This is a genomic window from Billgrantia tianxiuensis (genome assembly GCF_009834345.1).
Classification (GTDB): Bacteria; Pseudomonadota; Gammaproteobacteria; order Pseudomonadales; family Halomonadaceae; genus Halomonas; species Halomonas tianxiuensis.
Window position 1 is genome coordinate 171,765 of record NZ_CP035042.1, and the last position, 23,889, is coordinate 195,653.

Consider the following 23,889-nt stretch of genomic DNA (forward strand, 5'->3'; position numbering starts at 1 on the left):
GATCAGTGTGAAGTTCGACAGGCTGCTAGCTTACGTCCAGACGCACTCGCTGTCAGGCTTTCGTCGCGCGATCCGGGGCGCGACATCCCGCCACGCCGGATACTTTGACGTGGATCACAACCCGCCTGGGAAAAGAAGTATCGGGTATGGATATTTAACCGCGTTGGTCGGACGATGCATCCATGCCGGCCGAGGCAGCCTCGTTTCTCATCTCTCCGACCCGTTCGCCCCGGCCACGACCTGACACAGTGACCGGCAGGCGCCTGCGCCGCAGCCGGCGAGGCGGGAGGTGCCAGCCCATGGTGGCGGAACTCGGAAACTTTGCCTTGGTCCTGGCGCTGTGCCTGGCGCTGGCCCAGAGCCTGCTGCCGCTGGTAGGCGCCCGGCTCGGCGACATCCGGCTGATGCGCAGCGGACGCTTCCTCGCCGCCGGCCAGTTCGTCTTTCTCTCGCTCTCGTTTGCCGTACTGACCTGGGCCTTCGTCGCCAGCGATTTCACGGTACGCTACGTGGCCAGCCACTCGAGCCTGGGCCAGCCGCTGATCTACAGGATCACGGCGGTGTGGGGCGGACACGAGGGCTCGCTGCTGCTGTGGGTGTTCACCCTGGCAGCCTGGGGAGCGGCCGTGGCCTGCTTCAGCCACTCGCTGCCACGCGAGATGCTGGCCCGAATACTGGCCGTGCTGGGCATGGTCGGCGTGGGCTTCATCGCCTTCACGCTGTTCACCTCCAATCCCTTCGAGCGCATCGTGCCGGGTCCCATGGACGGCCGCGGCATGAATCCGCTATTGCAGGACCCGGGTATGATCCTGCATCCACCGCTGCTCTACATGGGTTACGTGGGCACCGCGGTAGTCTTTGCCTTTGCCATGGCCGCGCTGCTCGGCGGCCGGCTCGATGCTGCCTGGGCGCGTTGGTCGCGCCCGTGGACAACCGTAGCCTGGGTATTTCTCACCCTGGGCATCGCGGTGGGCGCCTGGTGGGCCTACTACGAGCTGGGCTGGGGCGGCTGGTGGTTCTGGGATCCGGTGGAGAACGCCTCCTTCCTGCCGTGGCTCACCGCCACCGCGCTGATGCACTCCCTGGCGGTGACCGAGAAGCGCGGCGGCTTCAAGGTATGGACCCTGATGCTGGCGATCGTCACCTTCGCCCTGACCGTGCTCGGCGCCTTCATCGTGCGCTCGGGGGTGATCACCTCGGTGCATGCCTTCGCCACTGACCCGGAGCGCGGCGTATTCATTCTGGGCATGCTCAGCATCACCCTGCTCGGCTCGCTGACGCTCTATGCCTGGCGAGCCCCACGGGTGGGCCTCGGCGGTGCCTTCGCCTGGTACTCGCGCGAGTCGCTGCTGCTGGCCAACAACGTGCTGCTGACGGTGGCCTGTGCGGCGGTGTTCATCGGCACGCTCTACCCGCTGGCCCTGGATGCCTTCGGCCTGGGCAAGATCTCGGTGGGCCCGCCCTACTTCGATGCCGTCTTCGCTCCGCTGATGTTGCCGCTGCTGCTGCTGGTCGGCCTCGGCCCAGCGGTGATGTGGAAGCAGGCCGATCCCGGCGCAACCCTCCGCCAGCTGCGCTGGGTGCTGGCGGTCAGCGTGCTGGCGGGCGGGCTGTGGCCGCTCACCCTGGGCGCCTGGCGCCCGATGACGGCGCTGGCGCTGATGTTGGCCACTTGGATCGTGCTCACCGCGCTGCTGGATATCAAGAAGCGCATGGGCTCGGCGCGACAGCCGCTGCCCGCACGGCTGCGCAAGGTCATGCGGCCGAGCTTCCTCGGCATGCACCTGGCCCACGTGGGGCTGGCGCTGGTGGTGGTAGCGATCGCCATGGTCAACACCTACGAGGTCGAGCGTGACGTGCGCCTGGAGCCGGGCCAGAGCGCCTCGGCGGCGGGCTTCGATTTCACCCTGCTGCGCATGGAAACCGTGCGCGGCCCCAACTGGGAGGCCGACCAGGCGGTGGTGCAGGTGACTCGCGCCGGCCGCGCGGTGGCGACGCTGCTGCCTCAGCGGCGCTACTACGCCACACACGCCCAGATGCCGATGAACCAGGCTTCGCTGCACCGTGCCGCCACCCGCGACGTCTACGTCTCGCTGGGCGAACGGCTGGTGGGCGATGCCTGGAGCTTCCGGCTCTACTACAAGCCCTACATGGCCTGGATGTGGTTCGGCGCCATCCTGCTGGCGCTGGGCGGGCTGCTGGCGGCGTGCGACAAGCGTTACCGCCTGGCCAGACACCGCGTTACCCGCCCGCAGCGCGAGCCTGCGGCCACTCAGCCCCGGGAGGTGGCAGGCTGATGAAACTGCGTATGTTGATTCCGCTGGCGGCCACGGCCGCCCTGCTGGGGCTGCTGTTCGTGGGCCTGGGCATGAACTCCCGCGACCTGCCCTCGCCGCTGGTGGGCAAGCCGGCACCGCCATTCACGCTGGAATCCCTGGAAGACGCCGAGCGCTTCCTCACGGAGCAGGACTTCATCGGCGAGGTGGCGCTGGTCAACGTCTGGGCCACCTGGTGCGGCACCTGCCGCTCGGAGAAGCCGCTGCTGATGGAGCTGGCGCGCGGCGGCATTCCCATCCACGCCTTCAACTATCGCGACGAGCGCGAGGCGGCGCTGCGCTATCTCAGCGTCAGCGACAACCCCTACCGCACCATCGCCTACGACCCCAAGGGCGATGCCGGCATCGATTGGGGCGTCTATGCCACGCCGGAAACCTACGTGCTCGATGCCGAGGGGTGATTCGCTACAAGCGCATCGGCCCGCTTACGCGGCAGCTGTTGCTCGACGAAGTGCTGCCGCTGGTGGAGCAGCTAAGAGCGGAAACGCTGCGTGAAGAGCAGCACAGGAACGAGGCGAGGAGGGGGGCGCAATCATGATCCCGCGCATGTTCTATCTACGGTTCGCCTGGCTGCTGTTCGCCTGGCTGCTGCCCGCCGGACTTGCCATGGCACTGGCCATCGGCCAGCCGCTGGAGTTCGCCAGCGAGGCCCAGAAGCGCCAGTACGACACCCTGGTACGCGAGCTACGCTGCACCGTTTGCCAGAGCGAGACCATCCACGAATCCAATGCCGAACTCGCCGCCGACATGCGTCGGCGGGTCTACGACATGACCCTGGCCGGGCACGATGCCGACGCCATCGTTGCGTTCATGGTGCAGCGCTACGGCGACTACGTGCGCTACCGGCCGCCGCTGCAGGCCAACACCTGGCTGCTGTGGGCGAGCCCCTTCCTGCTCATGCTCGGCGGCGTCCTGGTGTGGTGGCGCATCGTCGTCGGCAGGCGAAGCATGGCCGAGCGCCCCGATTTCACCGCCCAGGAGCGCGCCATGCTCGACCGGCTGCGCCAGGCCGAAGACACCGGGAGAACACCATGAACGGACTCTTCCTGTTGCTGGCCATGAGCCTGTGCAGCGTGGCACTGGGCTTCGTGGTGTTCCCCCTGCTGCGCGCTCCCCGCGGAGAGCACAGCGAGTCGCGGCGGGCAATCAACCTGGCCGTGCACCGCGATCGGGTGAGCGATCTGGACCAGGATCTGGCCGCGGGCACGCTGACCCAGGTCCAGTACGACGCTGCCCTGACCGATCTGGAGCGTGAGCTGCTCGACAGCGGCGCCGTCGATGCCGACGAGCGCCCGAGTGACGAAAACCACGGCCCTCGGCGCGTGCCGCTGGTGGCCGCCGGTATCAGCGTGGCGCTGCTGCCGTTCATGGCGATCGGGCTCTACCTCGCGGTGGGCCACGCGGAGGAGGTCTTCGCCACTCAGGCCCCGGCGGGGGCGAGCGTCGAGGCCGAGCCGCCCTCGGAGGCCGATCTGCAGCGTGAGTTCCAGCATCTGGCCCGGCAGCTGCAGGGGCGCCTGGCGCAGGATCCGGCCGACCTGGAGAGCTGGGTCCTGCTGGGCCGCACCCTGGTATTCCTGAACGACCTGGAAGCCGCCGAGCGCGCCTTCCGCGAGGCCATGGTCCATGGCGGCGAGCGCGATCCCGACCTGCTGACCCGCTATGCGGATCTCCTGGCCGAGCGCCAGGGCAGCCTGAGCGGCGAGCCCCAGCGCTTGATCGAGCGCGCCCTGGCCATCGACCCCGATCACGTCCAGGGGTTGTGGCTGGCCGGTTCGCGGGCCTACGTGGAGGGCGCGAATGAGGAAGCTCGCCACTACTGGGAGCGTCTCTTCAGCGTGCTGCCGGAGGGCACGCCCGAAGCCGAGGTGATCCGCGGCAATCTGATGCAGCTGTCGCGCGACGACGAGAGCCGAGTGACACGAGCAGACCAAGGAGGTAACCCATGAAATCGCCGCTGAGCCATGAAGCCCTGCAGGCCGTTCGCCAGGTACCCCTGTTCTCGGGGCTGGAAACAGAAACCCTGGCGCTGCTGACCGAGGGCGCCCTGGAGCGCTGCTATCGTCGCGGCACGCTGCTGTTCAGCAAGGGCGAGCCGGCGGATCGCTTCTACGTGGTGGTCGGCGGCTGGATCAAGCTGTTCCGCGAGAGCCCTGACGGCAACGAGTGCATGGTGGGGCTGTTCACCCGCGGCGAATCCTTCGCCGAGGCGGCGATGTTCGACCGCCTGGGCTTTCCGGTCAATGCGGCGGTGGCCGAGGATGCCCGGCTGCTGCTCTTCCCTGCCGAGCACTTCCTCACTACCTTGGAGCGCAACCACGGCCTGGCACTCAACATGCTCGCCAACCTCTCCGGCATGCTGCGCTCGCTGGTACGCCAGCTCGACCAGCTCACGCTGCAGCCCACCTACCAGCGCCTGGCGGCCTTCATCGTCTCGCTGTGTCCCGACGAGGAGGGCCCGGCCAGTGTCTGCCTGCCCTGCGACAAGTTGCTGATCGCCGGGCGGTTGGGCATGAAGCCGGAGAGTTTTTCCCGGGCCATGGCACGGCTGAAGGAGGTCGGTGTCAGCTGCGAGCGAAACTGCGTGCATGTCGGGGACATCGCCGCCCTGCGGCGCTTCGCCAACACCGCCGAGGAGGCACTTTCCGCACCGCTGCCGGGCGCGACGATTAATGCCTCGCGGAGAAACGTGCTGCGTCCCTGTCGCTAGTTTCCTGCCCAACGCCTCTCGCCGCTTTCGCGGCAGCCCTCTCGATACGGCCCGCCCAGCGGGCTTTGCCCCTAGTGGGCATGAATTTCCCACTCTTCTGACATAAGTCAACTCCAGAATGCATCAATTGACAGTGGTCAAGTGAGGCGTGAGGGAAAGTTGCTACTAATGGCGACAGGTGGGGGTGGCTGAAGGACCTGGACGCTGAGCGGGAGAAGAAAAGGTCATGCCGGGCACCCGCCAGCCACTAACCGAAGGGGAAACCAAGCGAGGCACGTTATGCATACGAGAGCATTGAGCAAGGGGATCTTCGCCCTCAGCTTCCCACTGGCCGCCATGATCGGTACCGCCCAGGCCGCGGCACCGGAGCTGTCCGCCGAGGAGATGGAGCGCGCCAACACCATCTACTTCCAGCGCTGCGCCGGCTGTCACGGCACCACGCGCAACGGTGCCACCGGTCCGAACCTGTTGCCGAAGACCACCCAGGAACTGGGTCAGCGGCGTCTGGAGAGCATCATCACGCTGGGTACCGAGGGCGGCATGAACAACTTCGATGGCATCCTCTCCGCGGATGACATCACGCTGATCTCGCAATACATCCAGCACGACCCGGTCGAGCCACCGGAAATGTCGCTGGCCGACATGAAGGAGCGCTGGCAGGTCTTCGTCGCCCCGGAAGACCTGCCCACCGAGCCCCAGCACGATCTCAACTGGGAAAACTTCATGGTCACCATCCTGCGTGACCGCGGCGCCATGGGCATCATCGACGCCGACACCAAGGAACTGGTCACCGAGGTCGAGACCGGCTATGCGGTGCATGTGGCCAAGGAGAGTTCCGACGGCCGCTTCTGGTACGTCCAGGGGCGCGACGGCCGTCTTTCCAAGATCGACCTGTGGATGGATCCGCCCCAGGTTACCGCCGAGGTGTTCATCGGCTATGACGCCCGCGACGTGGCGGTGTCCCACTACGGTGAGTGGAAGGACAAGTACGTCATCGGCGGCTCCTACTGGCCGCCGCACTTCGTGATTGCCGATGCCGAGACCATGGAGCCGCTCAAGGTGGTCTCCACCCGCAGCTACGACACCCAGGGCAACTTCCGCAACGAGGCCCGCGTCGCGGCGCTCTACAACACCCCGCATGCGCCGACCTTCCTGGTCAACGTCAAGGAGTCCGGCCAGGTCTGGCAGGTCGATTACAGCGATATCGACAACCTGCGCATCGACCAGATGGAGACCGCCGAGTACCTCCACGACGGCTTCTTCGATCCCACCGGCCGCTACTTCCAGATCGCTGCCAACATGAGCGACAAGATGGTGTTCATCGACACCGAGACGCGCAAGTTGATCAGCATGCTGGAGACCGGGGTCAAGCCGCACCCGGGCCCGGGCGCCAACTGGATCGATCCCGAATGCGGTCCGGTGGCCGGCACCACCCACCTGGGCGAGGGCCTGCTGACTTTCTGGGGCAACGATCCCGAAGGGCATCCCGACCAGGCCTGGCAGATCTGCGATCGGATCGAGACCGACGGTCCCGGCCTGTTCGTGCGCACCCACCCCGACTCGCCGCACGTATGGATCGACCAGACCATGCACCCCGAGGCCGACGTCAACCAGTGGGTCATGGTCATGAACAAGGAGACCCGCGAGCTGACCCCGATCCACGTTGCCGACCGTCCCGCGGAGCAAGATGCGGTGGCCGTGCACATGGAGTACGACCAGACCGGCAGCGAGGTGTGGGTCTCCATCTGGGCGCGTGGCGACGGCCACCAGAACGATGGCGCCATCGTGGTCTACGACGACAAGACCCTGGAAGTGAAGGCGGTGGTCGAAGGCCTCAACACGCCGACCGGCAAGTTCAACGTCTACAACCGCAAGAAGCACATTGGCTGATCGAAACGGCCGTAGCGCCGGGGCGCCCATGGGTGCCCCGGCCCTTTCTCCAGCCGCTCCACGTTCCGCATGAGGTCATCTGGAGCGGCTGGGCAAGGGGCCAGAGATACGCGACAGGGCGGCATGGCAGCGACTGGCGTCATGACATATCGGGGAGAGTGACATCATGGTGAAGCGTCTACGCAACTGGCGCAGGATCACAATCATGGGGGCGTCGCTGGGCGCCGCCATGATCTTCTTCGTAGCCGGCATCATCTTCTGGGGTGGCTTCAACACCGTGATGGAAGCCACCAACAGCTACAAGTTCTGTACCGGCGCCTGCCATGAGATGAATTGGGTCTACGAGGAGTACAAGGAGCGCCCGCACTACCAGAACGCCACCGGAGTGGGTGCGATCTGCTCCGACTGCCACGTGCCGGACGCCTGGGGGCCCAAGATGGTGCGCAAGATCCAGGCCAGCCGCGAGGTGTGGCATTGGATGCTGGGCACGATCGACACCGAGGAGAAGTTCGAGGCCAAGCGCATCCACCTGGCCGAGAACGTGTGGCGCTCGATGCTCAGGACCGACTCGCGAGAATGCCGTAACTGTCACGACTGGTCGGCCATGGACCTGGAGCAGCAGGCCGCTCGCGCCTCGCGTGAGCACGCCCGCGCCTTCGAGCAGGGCATGACCTGCATCGAATGCCACCAGGGCATTGCCCACCAGTTGCCCGAAGCCTGGGACGAATCGCCGGTCTGGGCGGGCCGCTTCGAGGTCGATGCCGAAGCCGGCGACGCCGCAGACCGGCCGGCCGCGCCGCGCGATGCCGAGGACCTGGGCGAGGCGGCCTCGGTCGAGGCCAACGTTGCCGCCTCGCTCGACTGGAGCGATGTGCCAGCCATCGACTTGACGCTGTTCCTGCCCGGCCAGGCCTCCATCGAGTGGATCCAGGACGGCAGCTCTCACGGCGGCGGACGCGCCTTCGGCTTCGGCGACCGCTGCCTGTGGTGCCATCAGGGTGAAGAGGCGGACATCGGTGCGCTGGCCGTCGCCGGCGAAAAGATCGAGACCTATGACCTGGGCGACAAGCGCGGCCACGTGCCGATGAGTGTCAGGGCCGCCTTCGACGACGACTACCTCTACATGCAGTTCCAGTGGGAAGCCGGCGAGCACGCCCCGCTGCCGTTCATCGAAGGTGGCGTGATGGACCCGGACAACCCCTTCAAGCTGACCGTGAGCCTCTCCGACGAGCGCGTCGACATGGCCGAGCGGGCGGGCTGCTGGGCGAGCTGTCACCACGATTCCGCTTACATGCCGGATGCTCCGGAGGCCGAAGCACTGGCGGCCAGCGAACTCGCCGAGCGGCTCGACCTGATGAGCGCGGGCGGCGTCACCAAGTATCTTGCCGAGAGCCGCACCGAGATCGAGATTCGCGGACGCCGCGGTGCCGCCCGCGGCGGCTGGGACAAGCTCCGGGAGGATGCGGAAATCGAGGAGCTGCTGAACGCTGGGGTCTATGTCGACCTGGCGCGCTACAACAGCGGCGATGGCTCCGTCGAGTCCGGCTACATCCTCGACGAGCGTCACTTCAGCGACAGCCAGGCCATTGCCTTCAGCGCCGAGGAGCAGGACGGGGTATGGACCGCCTATCTGACCCGCGCGCTCAAGACCGGCACGGAAGGCGACAAGCCGCTCGACCCGGAGCGCCTCTACAGCTTCAACGTGGCGTTGCACGACGACCATGCCGATTCACGCTTCCACCATGTCTCCTTCCAATACGGCCTCGCCTTCGGCGTCGAGAATCCCGACGAGGCCTTTGGCGAGGACAGGGTGGAGATCAACGCGACGCGCGTCACCCGGTGACGCGCGGGAGGAGCACCAATGGGACGATACCTTCATATGATGGCCGGCCTCGCCAGCTGCGCTGCGGCACTGGCACTGAGCCACGCCGTGGCGGCCGAGGAGCCGAAGGGCTACCGCGGTGCCGAGCTGGGCATGAGCTATGACCAGGTGATGGCCGAGCTGGAAAGCGATGCCGCCGTGATCAACCTGGAGGCCTTCGAGACCGAGGAGGCCGACCGGCTCATCGACGCCGAGCTGCAGGCGCCGGACGAACCCGAGACCGACCTGCGCTATGTGTTTCCGGCGGGCGGCGACCAGCTGGCCCTGGTAGTGGCCTTCCACCCCGACGTGACGGACTATCCGCTCGTCAGGGAGCGGCTCGAGGCCCAGTACGGCCAGCCGTGGGAGGCGGAGATGACCGAATGGTGGTTCGAGCAGCTCAAGGCGGGCATGCCCCAGGAGCCGAACAGCCTGACCATGTGGGGCGGTGATGGCGGTGATGGCGGCGAGGGGCGCGAGCGCGGCCGCCTGGTGCGGCTATGGTCGTTCGAGGATTATCTCTCGGTGGAGTATCTCGATACCCGGCTGCTGCGCTGAACCCGTCGGCTTTGCGTCAGATCAGGCCGAGAAAGGGCACCAGCGTCAGGGCCAGCATGGCCAGTACCGCCAGCGCCACCAGCAGCATCTGGATGGGATGGTGACGCAGGCGCCGCCATAGCGTGGGAGCCTGGCCGCGCTCGACCCGATCGGCGTGCTCCCGTTGGACCCGCTGTTGGCGTTCGGCCTGGTAGCGCTCGAGCACCTCGCGGGCCGCGTCCAGCTGCGAGGCATCGCGCAGCCAGATGGCATCCACGCCCAGGCGCCAGAAGCCGGCGTGGGTCTCGTAGGTGTCGAAGCCGTGCTCGTCGAGCAGCCGGCGCACCTCCCACGCCTCCTCCTCGGTGACGTTGGCCAGCCGGAACAGCAACGTCGCCATCAGCCGGCGGCCTCGCACAGTCGCTCGGCACGCGAGATGGCCGCGTCGGCGCCAGCCAGCTCGAAGCTCATGAACCAGTAGTCCTCGTTGCCGCGATCGATGCGCATCCGCAGCGTCTCGCCGCCGCGCATCTCGTCCAGCAGCAGTGCCAGTTCGTCGAGGTAGAAGTTGACGTAGAAGCCGCGGTCGCCGCGCTGGGTGATGAACTCCGCCATGCCGCTGTGGATGGTCTCGTGATCCACCCGCAGGTCGCCGGGCACCAGGTTGGCGACGCGGCTTTGCGGCTGGTGCTCCTCGAGTTCGACGCGCATTTCCAGCCACGGCAGGTCGCACACGCCGGCGGTGTAGTTGACGCTCAGGATGGTATCGCTGTAGCTGGTCTGTTCCAGGGCGCGGAAATGGCGCTCCTCGCCCAGCGTGAGGGCCACGGAATGCCAGCTGTCGTGCTGTTCGGCGTCGCTGACGTTGTAATTGGTGGCGCTGGCCAGCGGTGCAGCGGCGAGACCTGCCAGCAGCCACCAGGCAAGGCGTGAGCAGACGGGGGAGCGGGTAGAGGAAGTCGAGGGCATGGCCGGTTTCCTGAACGACGAGCCCAGGATGGTAGCACGCTGTGCTGCGTCAGCCGACTCCGCCCCTGCCGGAGCGGCGTCGGGGCGTAGCGATCAGTCAGTGGCCGGGCATGACATTGCCATGCTCGCCATGGCTTGGCATGGAATTGTCGTGGCCGGCATGTCCCGGCATGCCGCCGCCGTGCTGCATGCTGGCATCGGTGCGGGCCAGCTCGGTCAGCAGCGCCAGGTCGATGTCGCCGAAGGCCAGCACCTCGCCACCGTGGGTGTCGCGGAAGGCCTCGGCATGATGGCGCTCCTTGAACGAGGCCAGGGTATGGCCCATGGCGCCGCGCCGGTCGTGGCCCGCCACGTACCAGGCCTCGCTGGCGAGGACGAAGGCGTCGTCGGCCGGACGGCTCCAGGGCGTCACCGCCACGTCGTGAACCCAGGCGTGGCTGAGGCGCTGCTCGTTCTCCGGCTGCAGCAGGAAGGCGAACATGTCGGCGGTGGAGCAGAACTTGCGCACCGTCTCGTCGCGGTTCAGGTAGGCCTGCCCCTTGGGGCCGGGCAGCTCCGCGATCAGCATGCCGCACACGTGGCAGCTGTCGCCGTCGGTGATCGGCTGGGCCGACGCCAAGGCGGTGTCGGCGTCGCTGCGACAGCCCGCCAGCAGTACGGCGAGAAGCAGGGCGGTAAGGGTCATGCGAGTCATTGACAGGCCTCTCGTTGGCGTCTCAAAGGGAGTGTCGGCGGAAGCGCAGCACCGCCAGCCCCAGCGGGGCGACGATCCAGCCGACCAGGATCAGCAGCAGCCAACCGACGTGGAAGGCGCTGCCCTGGGCGATGGCGGTCACGCCGGTGTAGGCCTGGGAGGAGTCGAAGCCGACCATGTTGATCAGGCGGAAGCCGTCGGTGGGATTGAGCAGCAGCAGCCACGGCAGCCAGTCGCCGCCGCTCTGCACACTCACCAGCAGTGCCAGCAGGCCGAGATCGAACACCAGCACGAACAGGAACCACACGCCCAGTGCCAGCCCGGCGGCGCGGGCCTTCTCGCTGACCCACACGCTGATCAGGTAGGCGAAGGCGATGAACACCCAGCCCAGCAGCACGCTGCTGAGGATCAGCAGGCCCAGGCTCGCGACCAGCTCGCCCAGTACCACGCCCTCGGCGGCCAGGGCGATCACCGTGCCGGCAATGCCGAAGCCCAGCGCCGTGGCGGCACCCAGGATCAGGCCGTGGCCGAGGAACTTGCCCAGCAGCAGCGAGGTGCGGCTGAGCGGGTAGGTGAGCAACAGCAGCAGGGTACCCGCCTCCTGTTCGCCTACCACGGCGTCGTAGGCCAGCAGCAGGGCGATCAGCGGAATCAGGAACACCGCCAGCGTCGACAGACTGACCACCGTGGTGGCTAGCGACGTGAAGCCCATGCCGCCGCTGGCGGCGGCACCGAACCAGGCGATGCCGACCGCCAGCGCGGCCAGGATCAGGGCGATGGCCAGCACCCAGCGGTTGCGCAGGCCGTCCTGGAACTCCTTGCGGGCGACGATTAAAGCAGTGTTCATGGGGCGTCTCCCTTGGAAGTAGAGGAGGCCGCGGTAACCGGCGCCGAGAAGTGGCCGTAGAGGTGCTCCAGCGTCGGCGGCAGCACGTCGATATCCTCGACGCCCGGTGTGCCGGTCAGCCGACGCAGGGCGCTCATCTTGGCCGAGGGATGCACACCCAGCTCCAGCGCGGAGCCGTTGAGATGGCGCGGTGAGATACGGGTGTCTTCCCAGCCTTCCGACCAGTCGACGCCGGGCCAGCGGCCCCTGGCGCGAATGGTCAGCGGCAGCGAGGCCTCGCGGCGCAGCTCGTCGAGGCTGCCCAGCGCCAGGCGGCGGCCGCCGCCGAGGATCAGTGCGCGGTCGATATAGGGCTCCACGCCAGGCAGCACGTGGGAGGAGAGCAGCACGGTGCAGCCGCGCTCGCGCAGCTCGCGTACGGTCTCGTAGAAGTCGCGGGTGGCGGCGGGGTCGAGCCCGGTGGTGGGCTCGTCGAGCAGCAGCAGGCGCGGCTCGCCGAGCAGCGCCTGGGCCAGGCCGAGGCGCTGGCGCATGCCCTTGGAATAGGTCTTGACCCGGCGCCTGGCGGCGTCACCCAGGCCTACCCGCTCGAGCAGCTTATCGACCTGACGACGATCAACCCGCTTGAGGCGGGCGAAGTAGGCGAGTACCTCGCGGCCGGTGAGCTGTTCGTAGAAGCTGACGTTCTCGGGCAGGTAGCCCAGGTGGCGGCGCAGCGTCTCGGCGTGGGGACCGTCGGGGGCACTGCCGAGCACGCTGAGCGTGCCGGCGCTGGGCGAGATCAGGCCCAGGATGAGCTTCATGGTGGTGGTCTTGCCGGCGCCGTTGTGGCCCAGCAGGGCCAATACCTCGCCCTCCTTGACCGTGAGGTCGAGGGCGTCGAGGCGGGTGAGGTCGCCGTGGCGCTTGGTCAGCCAATGGCATTCGATGACCGCGTTCATGATTGGGCCTCTCCAGGGATAGGGGCTTTTCCAGGGCTATGGGCTCCCCCGGGGATAGGGGCGTGCATCAGCGGCGCGCTGTCCTGCACCCCTTGGGCACGGAAGATGGGGAACTGGCGCTGTACCCAGCGCAGCGCCACCACCGCAGGGCTGTGCAGCAACAGGCGCGCCTCGGGATGGCGCCACAGCAGGCGGTCGACGGCGTCGTTGGGCTCGTAGGGGGTGTCGCCGATGCCGTCGCCGGCCAGGTCCCAGCCCAGGTAGTCGCTCCAGTAGTTGCCCTGGCCGTCCTGCGACCACTCCTGGGTGCGCGTGGCCACGTACATCACCTGCTGACGGTTGTCGATGAAGGCGTTGCCGTGAATGCGGTTGTTCTCGGAGCCGGCGGTGAGGTGGATGCCGAGTTCGCTGTCGGCCAGGCGGTTGCCGTGAATCTCGTTGCTCTGGGAGTTGTAGATGAACAGCGCCTTGCCCTCGGCACCCAGGGTCACGCCGTGCTCGCCGCCAGCGGGACCGTGCCAGGCGGTAATGCCGCGGATGTCGTTGTCGGCGATGGTGCTGTAGTTCACGTAGTTCATCAGGATGCCGTAGTTCATGTCGCGCTCGGAGCGGTTGTTCACCACCTGGAGGTCGCGCGACATCATCAGCGCATAGCCGGCGCGGGTGCCGCTGGTGTGGTTGCCGACGATCCTGCCGCCGTGGGTGAACATGTAGTGAATGCCGAAGCGTGAGTCGCGCAGGCGGTTGTCGCGGAATTCCAGGTCGCGGCTGGTATCGACGTAGATGGCGTCACGGGCGTCGCGCACGTCGTTGCCGGCGATCAGCCCGCCGTCGATGTTGTAGAGGCGGATGGCGTCGCCACGATCCTGCGAGCGCACCGCGGTGCTGCCAGCGTAGCGGTTGCCGATCACGCTGGGCGCCTCCAGGTGCCACAGCCAGACGCCGAAGGCCACGTTGTGCATGGCGTTGTCTTCGACGTGGAGGCGGTGGGCGCCACGCTCGGCGTGGATGGCGGCGTTCATGTCGGTCAGGTTGAAGCCGGAGTTGCGCAGGGTCAGCCCTTCGATGCGCACGTCGGGGGCGCGCACGCGAATCACGTCGCCGCTGCCCTCGCCGTCGAGGATGGCACCTGGCTCGCCGCGCAGGGTCAGGGGCTTGTCGATCTGGATGCTGCCGGTATACACGCCGGGGGCAAGCGTCAGCTCGCTGCCGGATGCGGCCGCATCGATGTGCGTCTGGAGAGGACCGTCGCCGGGCGCGATGCGCAGCCCGCCGAAGGCGAGGCTCGCCAACAGCAGCAGGCCGCAGCCACCCAGGAGAGAAAAAAGACGTTTCACCACGGTCACCTCGAATAGGACAGTGGCCGGCCCCGCAGGGCCGGCCGGGTTACCTCACGCAGGTTCTACAAGCATCCGACCCGACATTTCCATGTGCAGGGCGTGGCAGAACCAGCTGCAGTAGTACCAGTGGACCCCAGGCTTGTCGGCGATGAAGGTCACCGAAGAGGTCTGCTGCGGATGGATCTCCATGTTGATGCCGTGGTTGACCAGGGCGAAGCCGTGGCTGACGTCTTCGATGGTGTCCATGTTGGTCACCACGATGGTCACCTCGTCGCCCTGCTTCACGCGGAACTCGGTGGTACCGAAGCTAGGTGCCACGGAGGTCATGTAGACGCGCACCTTGTTGCCGTCGCGGATCACCTTGTTGTCCCGCTCCAGGGTGACGCCGTCGGCCTGGGCCATGGCCACGGTCTCGGCGAAGTACGGATCGTTGCGGTCGTATATCGCCTTCGGGTTGAGCTGGTCGGCGCGAATCATCAGCGCATCGTGGGGCTCGGCGTAGGTCGGACCGTCGTGGATGAGCTTCATCTGCTCGCCGGAGATATCGATCAACTGGTCGTTCTCGGCGTGCATCGGACCCACCGGCAGGAAACGGTCCTTGGAGAACTTGCACAGCGCGGAGAGGTACTTGCCATCGACGTCACGGCTACAGGCCAGCGAGGCCTTGATGTGGCCGATGTTGTAGTGCACGTCGATGCGGTCGCGAATGTAGTTCACCTCTTCGCCGTTGTAGGCGCGGATGGCGTCCTCCACGTTCCACTTCACCACCTGGCTGTCGAGGAACAACGAGGTGTAGGCGTTGCCGCGGTTGTCGTAGGTGGTGTGCAGCGGCCCCAGGCCCACTTCCGGCTCGGCCACCACGGTGTCGCGCGGGTCGGACAGGCCGCCGTCGAACCACTCGGCCACGCGGGACCACTCGACCACGGTGCAGGTCGGCGAGAGCTTGCCGCTGACCACGCAGTACTTGCCTTCCGGCGGCATGGTGTTGACGCCGTGCGGGCTGCGCGGGGTCGGCACGTAGAGGGCGAAGGGGTTGCGGCCCTCATGGGCCTGCTCGCGAGCGTCGACCACCGGTACTTGGGAGTCGCCCAGGGTGGTGTAGTTGCCCTCTGCGACCGCCTTCTCGATGGCCGGCACGTCGAAGAACACCGTCCAGTCACGCTCCGGTCCCATCATTTCCGGCAGGGTCATGCCGCGCGCCGAGTTGTAGCAGGAGGCGGCGACGAAGCGGCCGGTATAGTCGGTGTCGCAGTTGTCCAGGTTGCCGTCGACGATCGCCTGCCATTTGATCTCCATGGTATCGGCATCGAGGCAGGTCATCATGGTCCAGTAATCGGACGTGTCATCCATGTTCTGGCCATCGTTGTTCAGCGGAATGATCATCTCGCCGACTGCGAAGACATCCTCGGTCTTCGGCACCCGCTGCAGGGTGAGTCCGTGAATGGCCTGGACATTGGGGATGGTGACGATCTTGTCGGCGCGCATGATATCAAGGCGGATACGCGCCACCCGGGTGTTGGCCTTGTCATTGATGAAGCAGTAGCGACCGTCGTAGCGGGCGTCGGTATAGCTCACCTTGGGGTGGTGGGTGTCGCCGTTGAGCGGGGCGTTCGGCCCCAGTACGCGCTTGGACTCGTTGGTGATGCCCCAGCCGGTGGCGCTGTCGACGTTGAACACCGGGATGCGCAGCAGCTCGCGCATGGAAGGCACGCCGAGGATGCGCACCTCGCCGGAGTGGCCACCGCTCCAGAAGCCGTAGTACTCGTCGAGCTCGCCCGGCGGGACCTCGTGTTCGTTGCCCGCGGCGGCCTTGGCGGATCCGCTGCGTACCAGGGCGCCTGCGCCGAAGCCTCCGGCCAGGCTGGCCCCGGCCACGCCGGTCACCGCGCTATTGCGCAGGAAGTGCCGCCGGCTGAGGTCCTTGATGTGGTCTTTCTTGTCGCTCATGGTTCACTCCTCCTGAAGAGTGGGGATGCGCTGCAGATTGGCCTGGCTGCCCTGCGCAGCGTCGGCCGGAAGGGTTCCCGCGGCACCGCCGCCGGAGGAGGCGCGAGCGGCCTTCTCGAAGCGTTTGCGGCGCTTGACCATCGGCGGACAGCGCCGGTCGTCGTGGTAGGTCACTTGGCAATCCAGGCAGTAGTGGCACTCGTTGGCATTGATGCGGCCGTCGGGATGGATGGCGGCCACTTCGCACTCGTTGGCGCAGATCTGGCAGGGGGTGCCGCAGCTGCCGCGATGACGCTTGAGCCAGTCGAACAGGCGCAGGCGGGCGGGGATGGCGAGCCCCGCGCCCAGCGGGCAGACGTAGCGGCAGTAAGCCTTGTGGGTGAACGCCGAGATGACGAGCAGGCCCACGGCGTAGAGCAGGAAGGCCCAGTCGCGCTGGAAGCGCAGGGTCACGGCGGTCTTGAACGGCTCCACCTCGGCGTAGCGTTCGGCCTGGCCCAGCGAATGCAGCGAGACGGCGAACAGCGCCAGCAGGATGATGTACTTGATGGCCCACAGGCGCTCGTGCACCGCGAAGGGCACTTCGAGCTGCGGTACCTTGAGCTTGCGCGCCGCCTTGTTGATCAATTCCTGCATGGCGCCGAAGGGACACAGCCAGCCGCAGAACACGCCGCGGCCCCACATCAGCAGTGTCACCGCCACGAACGACCAGAGGATGAACATCATCGGGTCGATCAGGAACGATTCCCAGCTGAAGCCGCCCATCAGCGAGTGCACGAAGGTGAGGATGTTGACCACCGAGAGCTGGGCCAGCGAGTACCAGCCGATGAACACCACGGTGTAGACCAGGAAGCCGACGCGCAGCGGGGCGAGCACGCGTGGATAGCGCACCAGCACGTCCTGGAACAGCATGATCGCGGTCAGCACGGTGAGCCCCACGCCCAGCACCGCGATCTGGAAGGTCTTGTCGCGCCATACCTGCACCCACAGCGCTTCCTCGACGGCCGGTTCCGCGCGCTCGACGTAGGCTTCGGGGATACTGTAGTGGGCGTTGAAGCGCACGAACTCGGTTTCCAGCGGCCCGGCGGCGCGGCGTACCAGCAGGCCGAGTTCCCAGGGCTCGCCGGGGTCGAAAGCGGCATCGCCGCGCACGATGAAGATGTCGCGCTCGGTCAGCGCCGGGGCGCCATCGATGGCCAGCCGCACGATGCGGCGGTGGTCGCGGTCGTGGAAGGCGATGTTGGTATTGCCCTGGCTGGCCTCGATGCGGTCGAAGATGCCGCCGCGCACGTAGCCCGAGCCCTTGAAGGAGTAGTCGCCCCGGGCCATCACGCCGATGGCGTGCTCGCCCTCCTCCAGGCGCTCCATCAACTGCTCGTACACCACGTCGCCGAGCAGGTTGCGACCGATGGTGGGCGCGTTGAGATAGGTCACGTAGAGGTCGATGAAGGTGCTGTCGGGATCCTCGCCGCTGGCGTAGGTCTCGGCGGCGGTGCCGACGAATGCGGCATCGACCTCGCCATGGGTCAGGTGCAGGCGGCGCACGCTGCCGTCGCCTGCCAGGGTTTCCCAGTCGGCCGGCTCGAACACGTCATGGCGCACCTGGGCCGGTGGGGTGGCCAGCGGGTCATCGATCAGCCCCTGCGCGGCGGCGACCCGACGGGCGGCGCGCATCACCGTCTCGGTGAGCACCACCACCGTCACCGTGGCACCGGAGATGGCATCGAGGTTCTCGCCCACGCGCAGGCGCTGGTTGACGTGATGAGGGGTGTGAGCGGCGGCGTAGTCCACCAGGCGCTGCTCTGGGATGCCCACCAGCATGATCGGCTCCTCGTGGCCGAGAATGGTGGCCTGGGTGATGCGCGCCTCGCGGTCGACTCCCACCAGCATGTTGATCGGTTTGCCGGAATAGGCCGGGATGGGCGTGATGTCCTGGGTCTCGAAGGCGTAGCCCAGCAGTGTCTCGTCGGCGTAGACCGCCTTGGCGGGAAGCCCGCCGTCGGTGTCGGCCAGGCGCGTGGCGCTGGGGAATCCCACTTGCACCTGTGACAGTTCGAAGGCCTGCGTGGGCAGGCCGAGCAGCATCAGCATGCCGAACAGCCAAATCAGGGCTAGAGAAGAGAGCGGGCTGCGCCGGATGGGCATGGGCGTTCCTTATCGCGTACCCGTCGCAGTGAACGTGAGAGACGACAGGTATTACAGGTATATGAAATGAATCTTTGTTACCTGCTGCCATCATGCCAGCTGACTGCCAGTCCTTAATTGACTTGGGTCATGGGCGGTGTGACGTGTATCAAGTTCGAGGGAGTAACCCCAACGAGGTAGTCGCTTTGGGGTGCCGCGGTGCGGCAGCACCGGGGAGGGGGAAAGCAGGGGCGGGGCATCTCGCCTGAAGTCGGCTCGATGCCCCGCCTTAGGAGGGTCTGGTCAGCGAAACCGTGGGAGGTTAGAGCACCGGCTCGAGCATGAAGTCGACGGCGGCCTTCACCTCGTCATCGCTCAGGTTCATATGCCCACCCTTGGGCGGCATGGCGCCAATGCCCTCGATGGCGTGGGCGTAGAGCGTTTCCATATCCTGCTCCAGGCGCGGCGCCCAGGCATCGGCGTCGCCCTTGATCGGAGCGCCGGCGGCACCGGTCATGTGGCAGGCCATGCAGGCCTGGTTGTAGATCGCTTCGCCATCGGGCTCCGCCTGGACGGAAGCGGTGAACGCCAAGGCGGCGGTGCCGGCGAGCAGGGCGGCGGTGATTTTCTTCATGGTTTTCTCCGGTTGCTTACGGTCACGGCGAAGCCTGTCGAAGCGGGTTGCCCCGCGCTGTACGCCAGGCTTCTGTCAAAAGCCAAAAATGGATTTTGGCACAGTCAGGCAGGGCTGGTGGCGATCTGCATCAAGCGGGCGAGCTGTGGCTGTCGCCTGCCGAGCATGTCGGCCAGGGTGTATTGGTCCAGTACCGCCAGGAAGGCGCCGAGTGCCTCGTTGAAAATCGGCTTGAGCCGGCAGGCAGGCGTGATGATGCACTCGTTGCTGTCGCGGAGACACTCGACCAGGCCGAGTTCGTGCTCGGTGTCGCGTACCAATGCGCCCAGGGTGATCTCCTGCGGGGAGCGGTTGAGCAGCATGCCGCCGTTCTTGCCGCGAATGGTGGTGATATAGCCTCGGTGGCTGAGGTCCTGCACCACTTTCATCAGATGGTTGCGCGACACGCCGAAGCTTTCCGCAATCTCGTGGATGGTGGCGCGCTCCTCGCCCTTGACGGCGAGGTAGATCAGCACGCGCAGCGCATAGTCGGTGTAGCGAGTCAGGTGCATGGCAAGTCCGGCGTTGGCTGGATAAGCAACAATTTATGTACGCTAAATCCTTCTTATCATAGCAGTACGCTTGGCGTGGCGTTCGCTGCCCAAAGGTGTGGCATCGGGTCGCGTCCAGACGAAAAGGGCCACACAGCAGAACAGGGTCGCTGTTACGCCTAGTACCGGGACAGGTGCGCCGCCCAGCCATAATACCAGCCAGCTCAGGAACAGCAGTACCGTGGCAAGACGCTTGGCTGGCCTGGCGATGGCCCGCTGCCGTTGCCAGGCGCGCAGCGGCGGGCCCAGCCGAGGGTGGTGCCACAACCAGCGCGCCAGTCGCGGCGAGCCCTTGGGTGCCGCCCAGGCGGCGAGCAGCAGGAATGGCGTGGTCGGCAGCAGCGGCACCACCAGCCCGGCGGTTCCCAGTCCGATGCAGCTGTAAGCCAGCGCTTGCCAACCAAGGCGTACCAAAGGGTCTCTCATGGCAACCTCGCTCTGCTCTTGTGACTGGTGCCGCGACATGGTTTCCAGCGGTGTTACTAAGTAGTATTTTATATACATGTTTATAGACGCTGCCAAGTCCGGTATCGACACTACCGCTCCTCGCTTACCCGCCTGGCGCTGGCTGTTTCCGCTGGCGGCGTTGCATGCCGCCGCGATGGTGCCGCTCTCTCTGCTGGCGCTCTACCACGGCTGGACACCGGTGCAACTGGCGACGCCGGCCGCCCATGCGCGGGAAATGCTGTTCGGTTTTGCCCTGGCGGTGATCGCCGGCTACCTGCTGGGCCCCATGCCGCGTCGGCAACTGGGTCTGCTGGTGACGCTGTGGCTGGTAGGCCGGCTGGGCGTGCTGGACTGGTCGGGTGCGGCTATCGCTTCGCTGGCCGATGGCGCCTTCGCCCTGTGGGTGGCCTCGCGCCTGGTGCCGCGCTTCATCGCCGCGAAGAAATGGCGTAACCGACTGCTCTCGCCGCTGCTGGGCATGCTCTGCCTGTTGGCCGTGGTGACCCTCACCTGGCGCTACCTCGGAGATATGCCGACCACGGCGCCGCTGATGCACCAGAGCGTATTGTGGCTGGTACTGCTGATGTCCTTCATGGGCGGGCGCGTCATCGCCCCGGCGGTCAATGGCTACCTGATGAAGCGCTTCCGCGCTGCCGGCACCGGCGTGCAGCCACGTCTCGAGGCGGCATTGATCGTGCTGCTGGGAGTGGCCCCGTTCCTGATGCTATGGGTCACGCTACGTCCGCTGGCGGCTCTGATGGTGCTGACGGCGGGCCTGCTGGTGCTGGCGCGTATCTGGCGCTGGGAGCCGCTACGCTGTCAGGAGCGCCCGGATTTGCAGGTGCTGATGCTGGGCTACGCCTGGATCGCCATCGGCCTGCTGCTGCTGGCACGCAGCTGGTGGGCGCCGCAGCATGCCAGTACCGCCTTGCACGCCTTCACCGTCGGTGCGCTTGGCACCCTGGCCAGTGCGATCATGCTGCGTCACGTGATCCTGCGTGCCAAGCGAGGCCCGGAGGAAGAGGCAGCACTGCTACCGCTGGCCGGCCTGTTCGCCGTGGCGGCCGTGCTGCGCCTGTGGGCGATCGAGGCAGGCTCCCACTGGCTGCTGCTGTTATGGGCCTCGGCCCTGTCCTGGAGTCTGGGTTGGCTGATGGTGGCCTGGCGATTGCGGGTGTGGTCGGGGCGTGTGGCAAGGCAGGTGGAAAGGCGTGCGGACCGGAGGGTGTCCACTGCGCACATCGGCAAACTTGACCCGGGACAATAGAGCGGCGAGCTGTCGAGACGACACCGATAGCCGATGTCATACTCACCGGCAACAGGGCATGGCGCGCTCCATGCCGAGGTTTCAAGAGGCTGTTCCGCTCATGCAAGACGATCAACTGTTCAATCGCCCACTGGTGGAAAAGTACGACCGCCCGGGGCCCCGCTACACCTCCTATCCGACGGCGCCGCAGTTCCATGCGGCCTTCGCCGAGGACGACTATCGCGCCGCAGCGGAGCGCAGCAACCGGGTCGCCTCGCCCAAGCCGCTGTCGGTCTACGTGCATATCCCGTTCTGCAAGAGCCTGTGCTACTACTGCGCCTGCAACAAGATCATCACCCACAACACCGAGCGTGCGGCGGAGTATCTCGACTGGCTGAAGCACGAGATCCGTGTGCAGGGCGCGCTGTTCGACGAGAATCGGCGCATGACCCAACTGCACCTGGGCGGCGGTACCCCCACCTACCTGAGCAACGCCCAACTCGGCGAGCTGATGGCGGCCCTCGACGAGGCCTTCCACTTCGCCGAGCCTGCGGCGCGCGAGTTCTCGCTGGAAGTCGATCCACGCACGGTCACGCCAAGCCAGATCCACGAGCTGCACGACCTCGGCTTCAACCGGCTGAGCTTTGGCGTACAGGATTTCGACCCCGACGTGCAGAAGGCGGTCAACCGCGTGCAGAGCGAGGAGCAGGTCATCGAGCTGGTGGCGGCCGCCCGTGAGGCCGGCTTCCAGTCGGTCAGCGTCGACCTGATCTACGGCCTGCCATTGCAGACGGTGGCAAGCTTCGACGCCACCCTGGCGAAGATCATCGCCCTGCGCCCGGATCGTATCGCCGCCTACAGCTATGCCCACCTGCCGGAGCTGTTCAAGGCCCAGCGGCTGATCCGCCCCGAGGACATGCCGCCGCCGGAGCGCAAGCTGGAGCTGTTGGAACTGACCATTCGCCGCCTGACCGCGGCCGGCTACGTCTACATCGGCATGGATCACTTTGCCCTGCCCGACGACGAGCTGACCCTGGCCAAGGAGAACGGCACCCTGCAGCGCAACTTCCAGGGCTACTCCACCCATGCCGACTGCGACATGATCGGGCTGGGCATCACCTCCATCGGCAAGGTCGGCGACAGCTACAGCCAGAACGTCAAGGAGACCGCCCAGTACCAGGCGCGGCTCGAGGCGGGGCGGCTGCCGGTGATGCGCGGCTATCGGCTCAACGATGACGACCGCCTGCGCCGCGACGTGATCAATGCCCTGATGTGCCACGGGCGCATCGACTTCGCTGACATCGAGGTGCGCCACGACATCGTCTTCCGCGACTATTTCGCCGATGCCCTGGGCCAGCTCGAGGAGATGCAGGCCGACGGCCTGCTGTCGATTGACGCCGCCGCCATCGAGGTGCTGCCCGCCGGGCGCCTGATGATGCGCAACATGGCCATGGCCTTTGATGCCTATCTCACACCCAACGAGGGGCGCTTCTCGCGTACGGTATAGGTCTGCCGAGAGGAGTCGAACGAGCGGCGTCCAGTGAACGCCGCTTCCTGCGGTTCGAGCCCTCGCAAGTGGGCCTCGGGATAGGGCGCCGAGGTGAGCTGTGGCCTTCTCGGCTTCACGCCGGTAGGGGCTTGGCGGCCAGCCTGGCAGGGACAGGTAGCGCTGTCTGGCTGGCTTCGACAGTCTGGGGGCGGTACTTGCGCATGATATGGCGTAGTCGCTTCATCACGTTGAGGTTGGCTGACTCCATCCTGGCCAGGGCCTGCATCGCCTCGTCCATCTCGCCAGCCTGGTACATGCGTACGGCTGCAATGGCCTGACGGTGCACCTCGCGATGTGGGAGTTCCAGGGCGCGAAAGTCCTCGTCGTCGCCAAAGTGCATGTCGCCGGCTGCGGCATAGTACCAGCGGCCAAGCGCGCACTGGGTTTCATCGGGCAGCTCGTCGGCGGTGGTGGAGGAGAGCCCCATGAGGATTCGGTACACCTCCAGCTTCACCTCGAGCTCCTCCAGATTGGCCAGCTCCACTTCGCTCAGCATGGCAGAGAAGGTCAGCGCCTGACTGCTTTCCCGGCTCAGTGTCAGCAGCCGTTCGGTGCGTTGCATCACCTGGCTGGCCGCGGCGCTTAGCCGCTCGGTTTCACACGCATTGCGATGCATGGCGGCATCCACCGTGCCGGTCTGGGCGAGAATGCTGCCGGTAAGGCTACTGATCTCCTCGGTGGCTGCTCCGGTACGGGTGGCAAGTTCGCGTACCTCGGTTGCCACCACGGCGAAGCCGCGCCCGGCATCGCCGGCCCGTGCGGCTTCGATGCTGGCATTGAAGGCCAGCAGCGTGGTCTGAAGCGAAATCTCTTCGATCAGGTGAACGAAGTTGCCGATGCTGTCAGCGTCGCCGCGCAGAGAGGTGACCTGCACCGCCGCCTGGCCGATACGCTGGTTTAGGCTGCTCAGCTCCTCGACCATGGCATCCAGGGCCTCCTGGCTCTGCTGCGATTCGCCTGTGGTGTGGTCGGCCACGCGCCGGTTATCGACAAGCAGTCCAGAGAGTTCGGAGAAGGATTCACGCAACGCGGCCAGGGAGTCGCCGAAGCCGGTGAGGTTGGCGAAGAGGTGTCGATGAACTTGGCGCTCGGCCTCGAGCTCCAGGAGTCGAGCTTGCAGCCGGTCCCGCTCCTCACGCAGCGCTTCGCTGTCGCTCGCCTTGGGTTGGGCCTTTTTCCATAGTCGCATGGCGTCTCCTGTCGTCAGGAAGGTCTGGCGCCCGCCGG

The 23,889-nt window shown here is 66.5% G+C and carries 23 protein-coding genes; 11 read left to right on the forward strand and 12 right to left on the reverse strand.

Features of this window, described 5'->3' with window-relative positions; translation table 11 throughout:
• The first annotated feature begins 299 nt into the window (after positions 1-299).
• The 9 genes from EKK97_RS00800 (at position 300) to EKK97_RS00835 (ending at position 9,355) form a co-directional block, all read left to right on the forward strand.
• On the forward strand, positions 300-2,297 hold the full coding sequence (locus EKK97_RS00800; RefSeq protein WP_159548014.1) for a heme lyase CcmF/NrfE family subunit: 1,998 nt from the start codon (positions 300-302) through the stop codon (positions 2,295-2,297).
• Complete coding sequence (locus tag EKK97_RS00805) at positions 2,297-2,737, forward strand: DsbE family thiol:disulfide interchange protein (protein WP_201296979.1); 441 nt, start codon at positions 2,297-2,299, stop codon at positions 2,735-2,737. The genes EKK97_RS00800 and EKK97_RS00805 overlap by 1 nt, the downstream gene beginning before the upstream one ends.
• On the forward strand, positions 2,734-2,874 hold the full coding sequence (locus EKK97_RS23515; RefSeq protein WP_201296980.1) for a hypothetical protein: 141 nt from the start codon (positions 2,734-2,736) through the stop codon (positions 2,872-2,874). Before EKK97_RS00805 ends, EKK97_RS23515 begins: the two co-directional genes overlap by 4 nt.
• Positions 2,871-3,371, forward strand: a complete 501-nt coding sequence (locus EKK97_RS00810; RefSeq protein ID WP_234287015.1) for a cytochrome c-type biogenesis protein — start codon at positions 2,871-2,873, stop codon at positions 3,369-3,371. The genes EKK97_RS23515 and EKK97_RS00810 overlap by 4 nt, the downstream gene beginning before the upstream one ends.
• Positions 3,368-4,285: a c-type cytochrome biogenesis protein CcmI gene (ccmI, locus tag EKK97_RS00815; RefSeq protein WP_159548016.1), complete on the forward strand. Its 918-nt coding sequence runs from the start codon at positions 3,368-3,370 to the stop codon at positions 4,283-4,285. Before EKK97_RS00810 ends, ccmI begins: the two co-directional genes overlap by 4 nt.
• A complete protein-coding gene (locus EKK97_RS00820) occupies positions 4,282-5,046 on the forward strand; it encodes a Crp/Fnr family transcriptional regulator (protein ID WP_159548018.1) in 765 nt (254 codons plus the stop codon). The genes ccmI and EKK97_RS00820 overlap by 4 nt, the downstream gene beginning before the upstream one ends.
• A 294-nt stretch (positions 5,047-5,340) precedes the next feature.
• Positions 5,341-6,936: a nitrite reductase gene (locus tag EKK97_RS00825; RefSeq protein ID WP_234287013.1), complete on the forward strand. Its 1,596-nt coding sequence runs from the start codon at positions 5,341-5,343 to the stop codon at positions 6,934-6,936.
• A gap of 166 nt (positions 6,937-7,102) precedes the next feature.
• Positions 7,103-8,779, forward strand: a complete 1,677-nt coding sequence (locus EKK97_RS00830) for a NapC/NirT family cytochrome c (RefSeq protein ID WP_234287012.1) — start codon at positions 7,103-7,105, stop codon at positions 8,777-8,779.
• A gap of 18 nt (positions 8,780-8,797) precedes the next feature.
• Positions 8,798-9,355: a hypothetical protein gene (locus EKK97_RS00835; protein WP_159548022.1), complete on the forward strand. Its 558-nt coding sequence runs from the start codon at positions 8,798-8,800 to the stop codon at positions 9,353-9,355.
• Between the two features lie 16 nt (positions 9,356-9,371).
• Here the strand turns inward: EKK97_RS00835 and EKK97_RS00840 are convergent, their stop codons facing one another.
• The 11 genes from EKK97_RS00840 to EKK97_RS00890 all read right to left on the reverse strand — a co-directional run bounded on the left by EKK97_RS00840 (position 9,372) and on the right by EKK97_RS00890 (position 19,846).
• Positions 9,372-9,734, reverse strand: coding sequence for a DUF6164 family protein (locus tag EKK97_RS00840; RefSeq protein WP_159548024.1), 363 nt, complete (start codon positions 9,732-9,734; stop codon positions 9,372-9,374).
• Positions 9,734-10,303 carry a hypothetical protein gene (locus EKK97_RS00845; RefSeq protein WP_159548026.1) on the reverse strand — a complete coding sequence of 190 codons (570 nt, stop codon included), beginning with the start codon at positions 10,301-10,303 and terminating at the stop codon, positions 9,734-9,736. Before EKK97_RS00845 ends, EKK97_RS00840 begins: the two co-directional genes overlap by 1 nt.
• 97 nt (positions 10,304-10,400) lie before the next feature.
• Positions 10,401-10,997: a nitrous oxide reductase accessory protein NosL gene (locus tag EKK97_RS00850; RefSeq protein WP_159548028.1), complete on the reverse strand. Its 597-nt coding sequence runs from the start codon at positions 10,995-10,997 to the stop codon at positions 10,401-10,403.
• A gap of 22 nt (positions 10,998-11,019) precedes the next feature.
• Positions 11,020-11,844: an ABC transporter permease gene (locus tag EKK97_RS00855; protein WP_159548030.1), complete on the reverse strand. Its 825-nt coding sequence runs from the start codon at positions 11,842-11,844 to the stop codon at positions 11,020-11,022.
• Positions 11,841-12,785: an ABC transporter ATP-binding protein gene (locus tag EKK97_RS00860; protein ID WP_159548032.1), complete on the reverse strand. Its 945-nt coding sequence runs from the start codon at positions 12,783-12,785 to the stop codon at positions 11,841-11,843. Before EKK97_RS00860 ends, EKK97_RS00855 begins: the two co-directional genes overlap by 4 nt.
• The gene (locus tag EKK97_RS00865) at positions 12,782-14,122 is read right to left on the reverse strand and encodes a nitrous oxide reductase family maturation protein NosD (RefSeq protein ID WP_159548034.1); all 1,341 of its coding nucleotides are present in this window, start codon (positions 14,120-14,122) and stop codon (positions 12,782-12,784) included. The genes EKK97_RS00860 and EKK97_RS00865 overlap by 4 nt, the downstream gene beginning before the upstream one ends.
• Before the next feature lie 54 nt (positions 14,123-14,176).
• Entirely contained in the window at positions 14,177-16,072 is a 1,896-nt protein-coding gene (nosZ, locus tag EKK97_RS00870; protein WP_159548036.1) for a TAT-dependent nitrous-oxide reductase, read from the reverse strand.
• 3 nt (positions 16,073-16,075) lie between these two features.
• Positions 16,076-18,217, reverse strand: coding sequence for a transcriptional regulator NosR (gene nosR / locus EKK97_RS00875; protein WP_159548038.1), 2,142 nt, complete (start codon positions 18,215-18,217; stop codon positions 16,076-16,078).
• Between the two features lie 301 nt (positions 18,218-18,518).
• Positions 18,519-18,830 carry a c-type cytochrome gene (locus tag EKK97_RS00880; protein WP_159548040.1) on the reverse strand — a complete coding sequence of 104 codons (312 nt, stop codon included), beginning with the start codon at positions 18,828-18,830 and terminating at the stop codon, positions 18,519-18,521.
• Positions 18,831-18,934: 104 nt separating this feature from the next.
• On the reverse strand, positions 18,935-19,381 hold the full coding sequence (locus EKK97_RS00885) for an Rrf2 family transcriptional regulator (protein ID WP_159548042.1): 447 nt from the start codon (positions 19,379-19,381) through the stop codon (positions 18,935-18,937).
• A 42-nt stretch (positions 19,382-19,423) separates the two neighbouring features.
• Entirely contained in the window at positions 19,424-19,846 is a 423-nt protein-coding gene (locus EKK97_RS00890; protein WP_159548044.1) for a YbaN family protein, read from the reverse strand.
• 76 nt (positions 19,847-19,922) lie between these two features.
• On the opposite strand from EKK97_RS00890, the gene EKK97_RS00895 reads away from it, so the two are divergent.
• Together EKK97_RS00895 and hemN are read left to right on the forward strand one after the other, a co-directional pair.
• Positions 19,923-21,134: an NnrS family protein gene (locus tag EKK97_RS00895; protein ID WP_159548046.1), complete on the forward strand. Its 1,212-nt coding sequence runs from the start codon at positions 19,923-19,925 to the stop codon at positions 21,132-21,134.
• 100 nt (positions 21,135-21,234) lie between these two features.
• Entirely contained in the window at positions 21,235-22,620 is a 1,386-nt protein-coding gene (gene hemN, locus EKK97_RS00900) for an oxygen-independent coproporphyrinogen III oxidase (protein ID WP_159548048.1), read from the forward strand.
• A gap of 115 nt (positions 22,621-22,735) precedes the next feature.
• Here hemN and EKK97_RS25245 read toward each other — a convergent pair whose 3' ends face one another.
• A complete protein-coding gene (locus EKK97_RS25245; protein ID WP_159548050.1) occupies positions 22,736-23,851 on the reverse strand; it encodes a methyl-accepting chemotaxis protein in 1,116 nt (371 codons plus the stop codon).
• Positions 23,852-23,889: the final 38 nt, after the last annotated feature.

What these genes read in the sequence shown, in the direction of transcription:
- EKK97_RS25245 (WP_159548050.1), bottom strand. Translation starts at nt 23,851, where the DNA reads ATGCGACTATGGAAAAAGGCCCAACCCAAGGCGAGCGACAGCGAAGCG.
- ccmI (WP_159548016.1), top strand. Translation starts at nt 3,368, where the DNA reads ATGAACGGACTCTTCCTGTTGCTGGCCATGAGCCTGTGCAGCGTGGCA.
- EKK97_RS00800 (WP_159548014.1), top strand. Translation starts at nt 300, where the DNA reads ATGGTGGCGGAACTCGGAAACTTTGCCTTGGTCCTGGCGCTGTGCCTG.
- EKK97_RS00850 (WP_159548028.1), bottom strand. Translation starts at nt 10,997, where the DNA reads ATGACTCGCATGACCCTTACCGCCCTGCTTCTCGCCGTACTGCTGGCG.
- EKK97_RS00810 (WP_234287015.1), top strand. Translation starts at nt 2,871, where the DNA reads ATGATCCCGCGCATGTTCTATCTACGGTTCGCCTGGCTGCTGTTCGCC.
- EKK97_RS00885 (WP_159548042.1), bottom strand. Translation starts at nt 19,381, where the DNA reads ATGCACCTGACTCGCTACACCGACTATGCGCTGCGCGTGCTGATCTAC.
- EKK97_RS00840 (WP_159548024.1), bottom strand. Translation starts at nt 9,734, where the DNA reads ATGGCGACGTTGCTGTTCCGGCTGGCCAACGTCACCGAGGAGGAGGCG.
- nosZ (WP_159548036.1), bottom strand. Translation starts at nt 16,072, where the DNA reads ATGAGCGACAAGAAAGACCACATCAAGGACCTCAGCCGGCGGCACTTC.
- EKK97_RS00830 (WP_234287012.1), top strand. Translation starts at nt 7,103, where the DNA reads ATGGTGAAGCGTCTACGCAACTGGCGCAGGATCACAATCATGGGGGCG.
- EKK97_RS00855 (WP_159548030.1), bottom strand. Translation starts at nt 11,844, where the DNA reads ATGAACACTGCTTTAATCGTCGCCCGCAAGGAGTTCCAGGACGGCCTG.
- EKK97_RS00890 (WP_159548044.1), bottom strand. Translation starts at nt 19,846, where the DNA reads ATGAGAGACCCTTTGGTACGCCTTGGTTGGCAAGCGCTGGCTTACAGC.
- EKK97_RS00860 (WP_159548032.1), bottom strand. Translation starts at nt 12,785, where the DNA reads ATGAACGCGGTCATCGAATGCCATTGGCTGACCAAGCGCCACGGCGAC.
- nosR (WP_159548038.1), bottom strand. Translation starts at nt 18,217, where the DNA reads ATGCCCATCCGGCGCAGCCCGCTCTCTTCTCTAGCCCTGATTTGGCTG.
- EKK97_RS00820 (WP_159548018.1), top strand. Translation starts at nt 4,282, where the DNA reads ATGAAATCGCCGCTGAGCCATGAAGCCCTGCAGGCCGTTCGCCAGGTA.
- EKK97_RS00805 (WP_201296979.1), top strand. Translation starts at nt 2,297, where the DNA reads ATGAAACTGCGTATGTTGATTCCGCTGGCGGCCACGGCCGCCCTGCTG.
- EKK97_RS00845 (WP_159548026.1), bottom strand. Translation starts at nt 10,303, where the DNA reads ATGCCCTCGACTTCCTCTACCCGCTCCCCCGTCTGCTCACGCCTTGCC.
- hemN (WP_159548048.1), top strand. Translation starts at nt 21,235, where the DNA reads ATGCAAGACGATCAACTGTTCAATCGCCCACTGGTGGAAAAGTACGAC.
- EKK97_RS00895 (WP_159548046.1), top strand. Translation starts at nt 19,923, where the DNA reads ATGTTTATAGACGCTGCCAAGTCCGGTATCGACACTACCGCTCCTCGC.
- EKK97_RS00835 (WP_159548022.1), top strand. Translation starts at nt 8,798, where the DNA reads ATGGGACGATACCTTCATATGATGGCCGGCCTCGCCAGCTGCGCTGCG.
- EKK97_RS00880 (WP_159548040.1), bottom strand. Translation starts at nt 18,830, where the DNA reads ATGAAGAAAATCACCGCCGCCCTGCTCGCCGGCACCGCCGCCTTGGCG.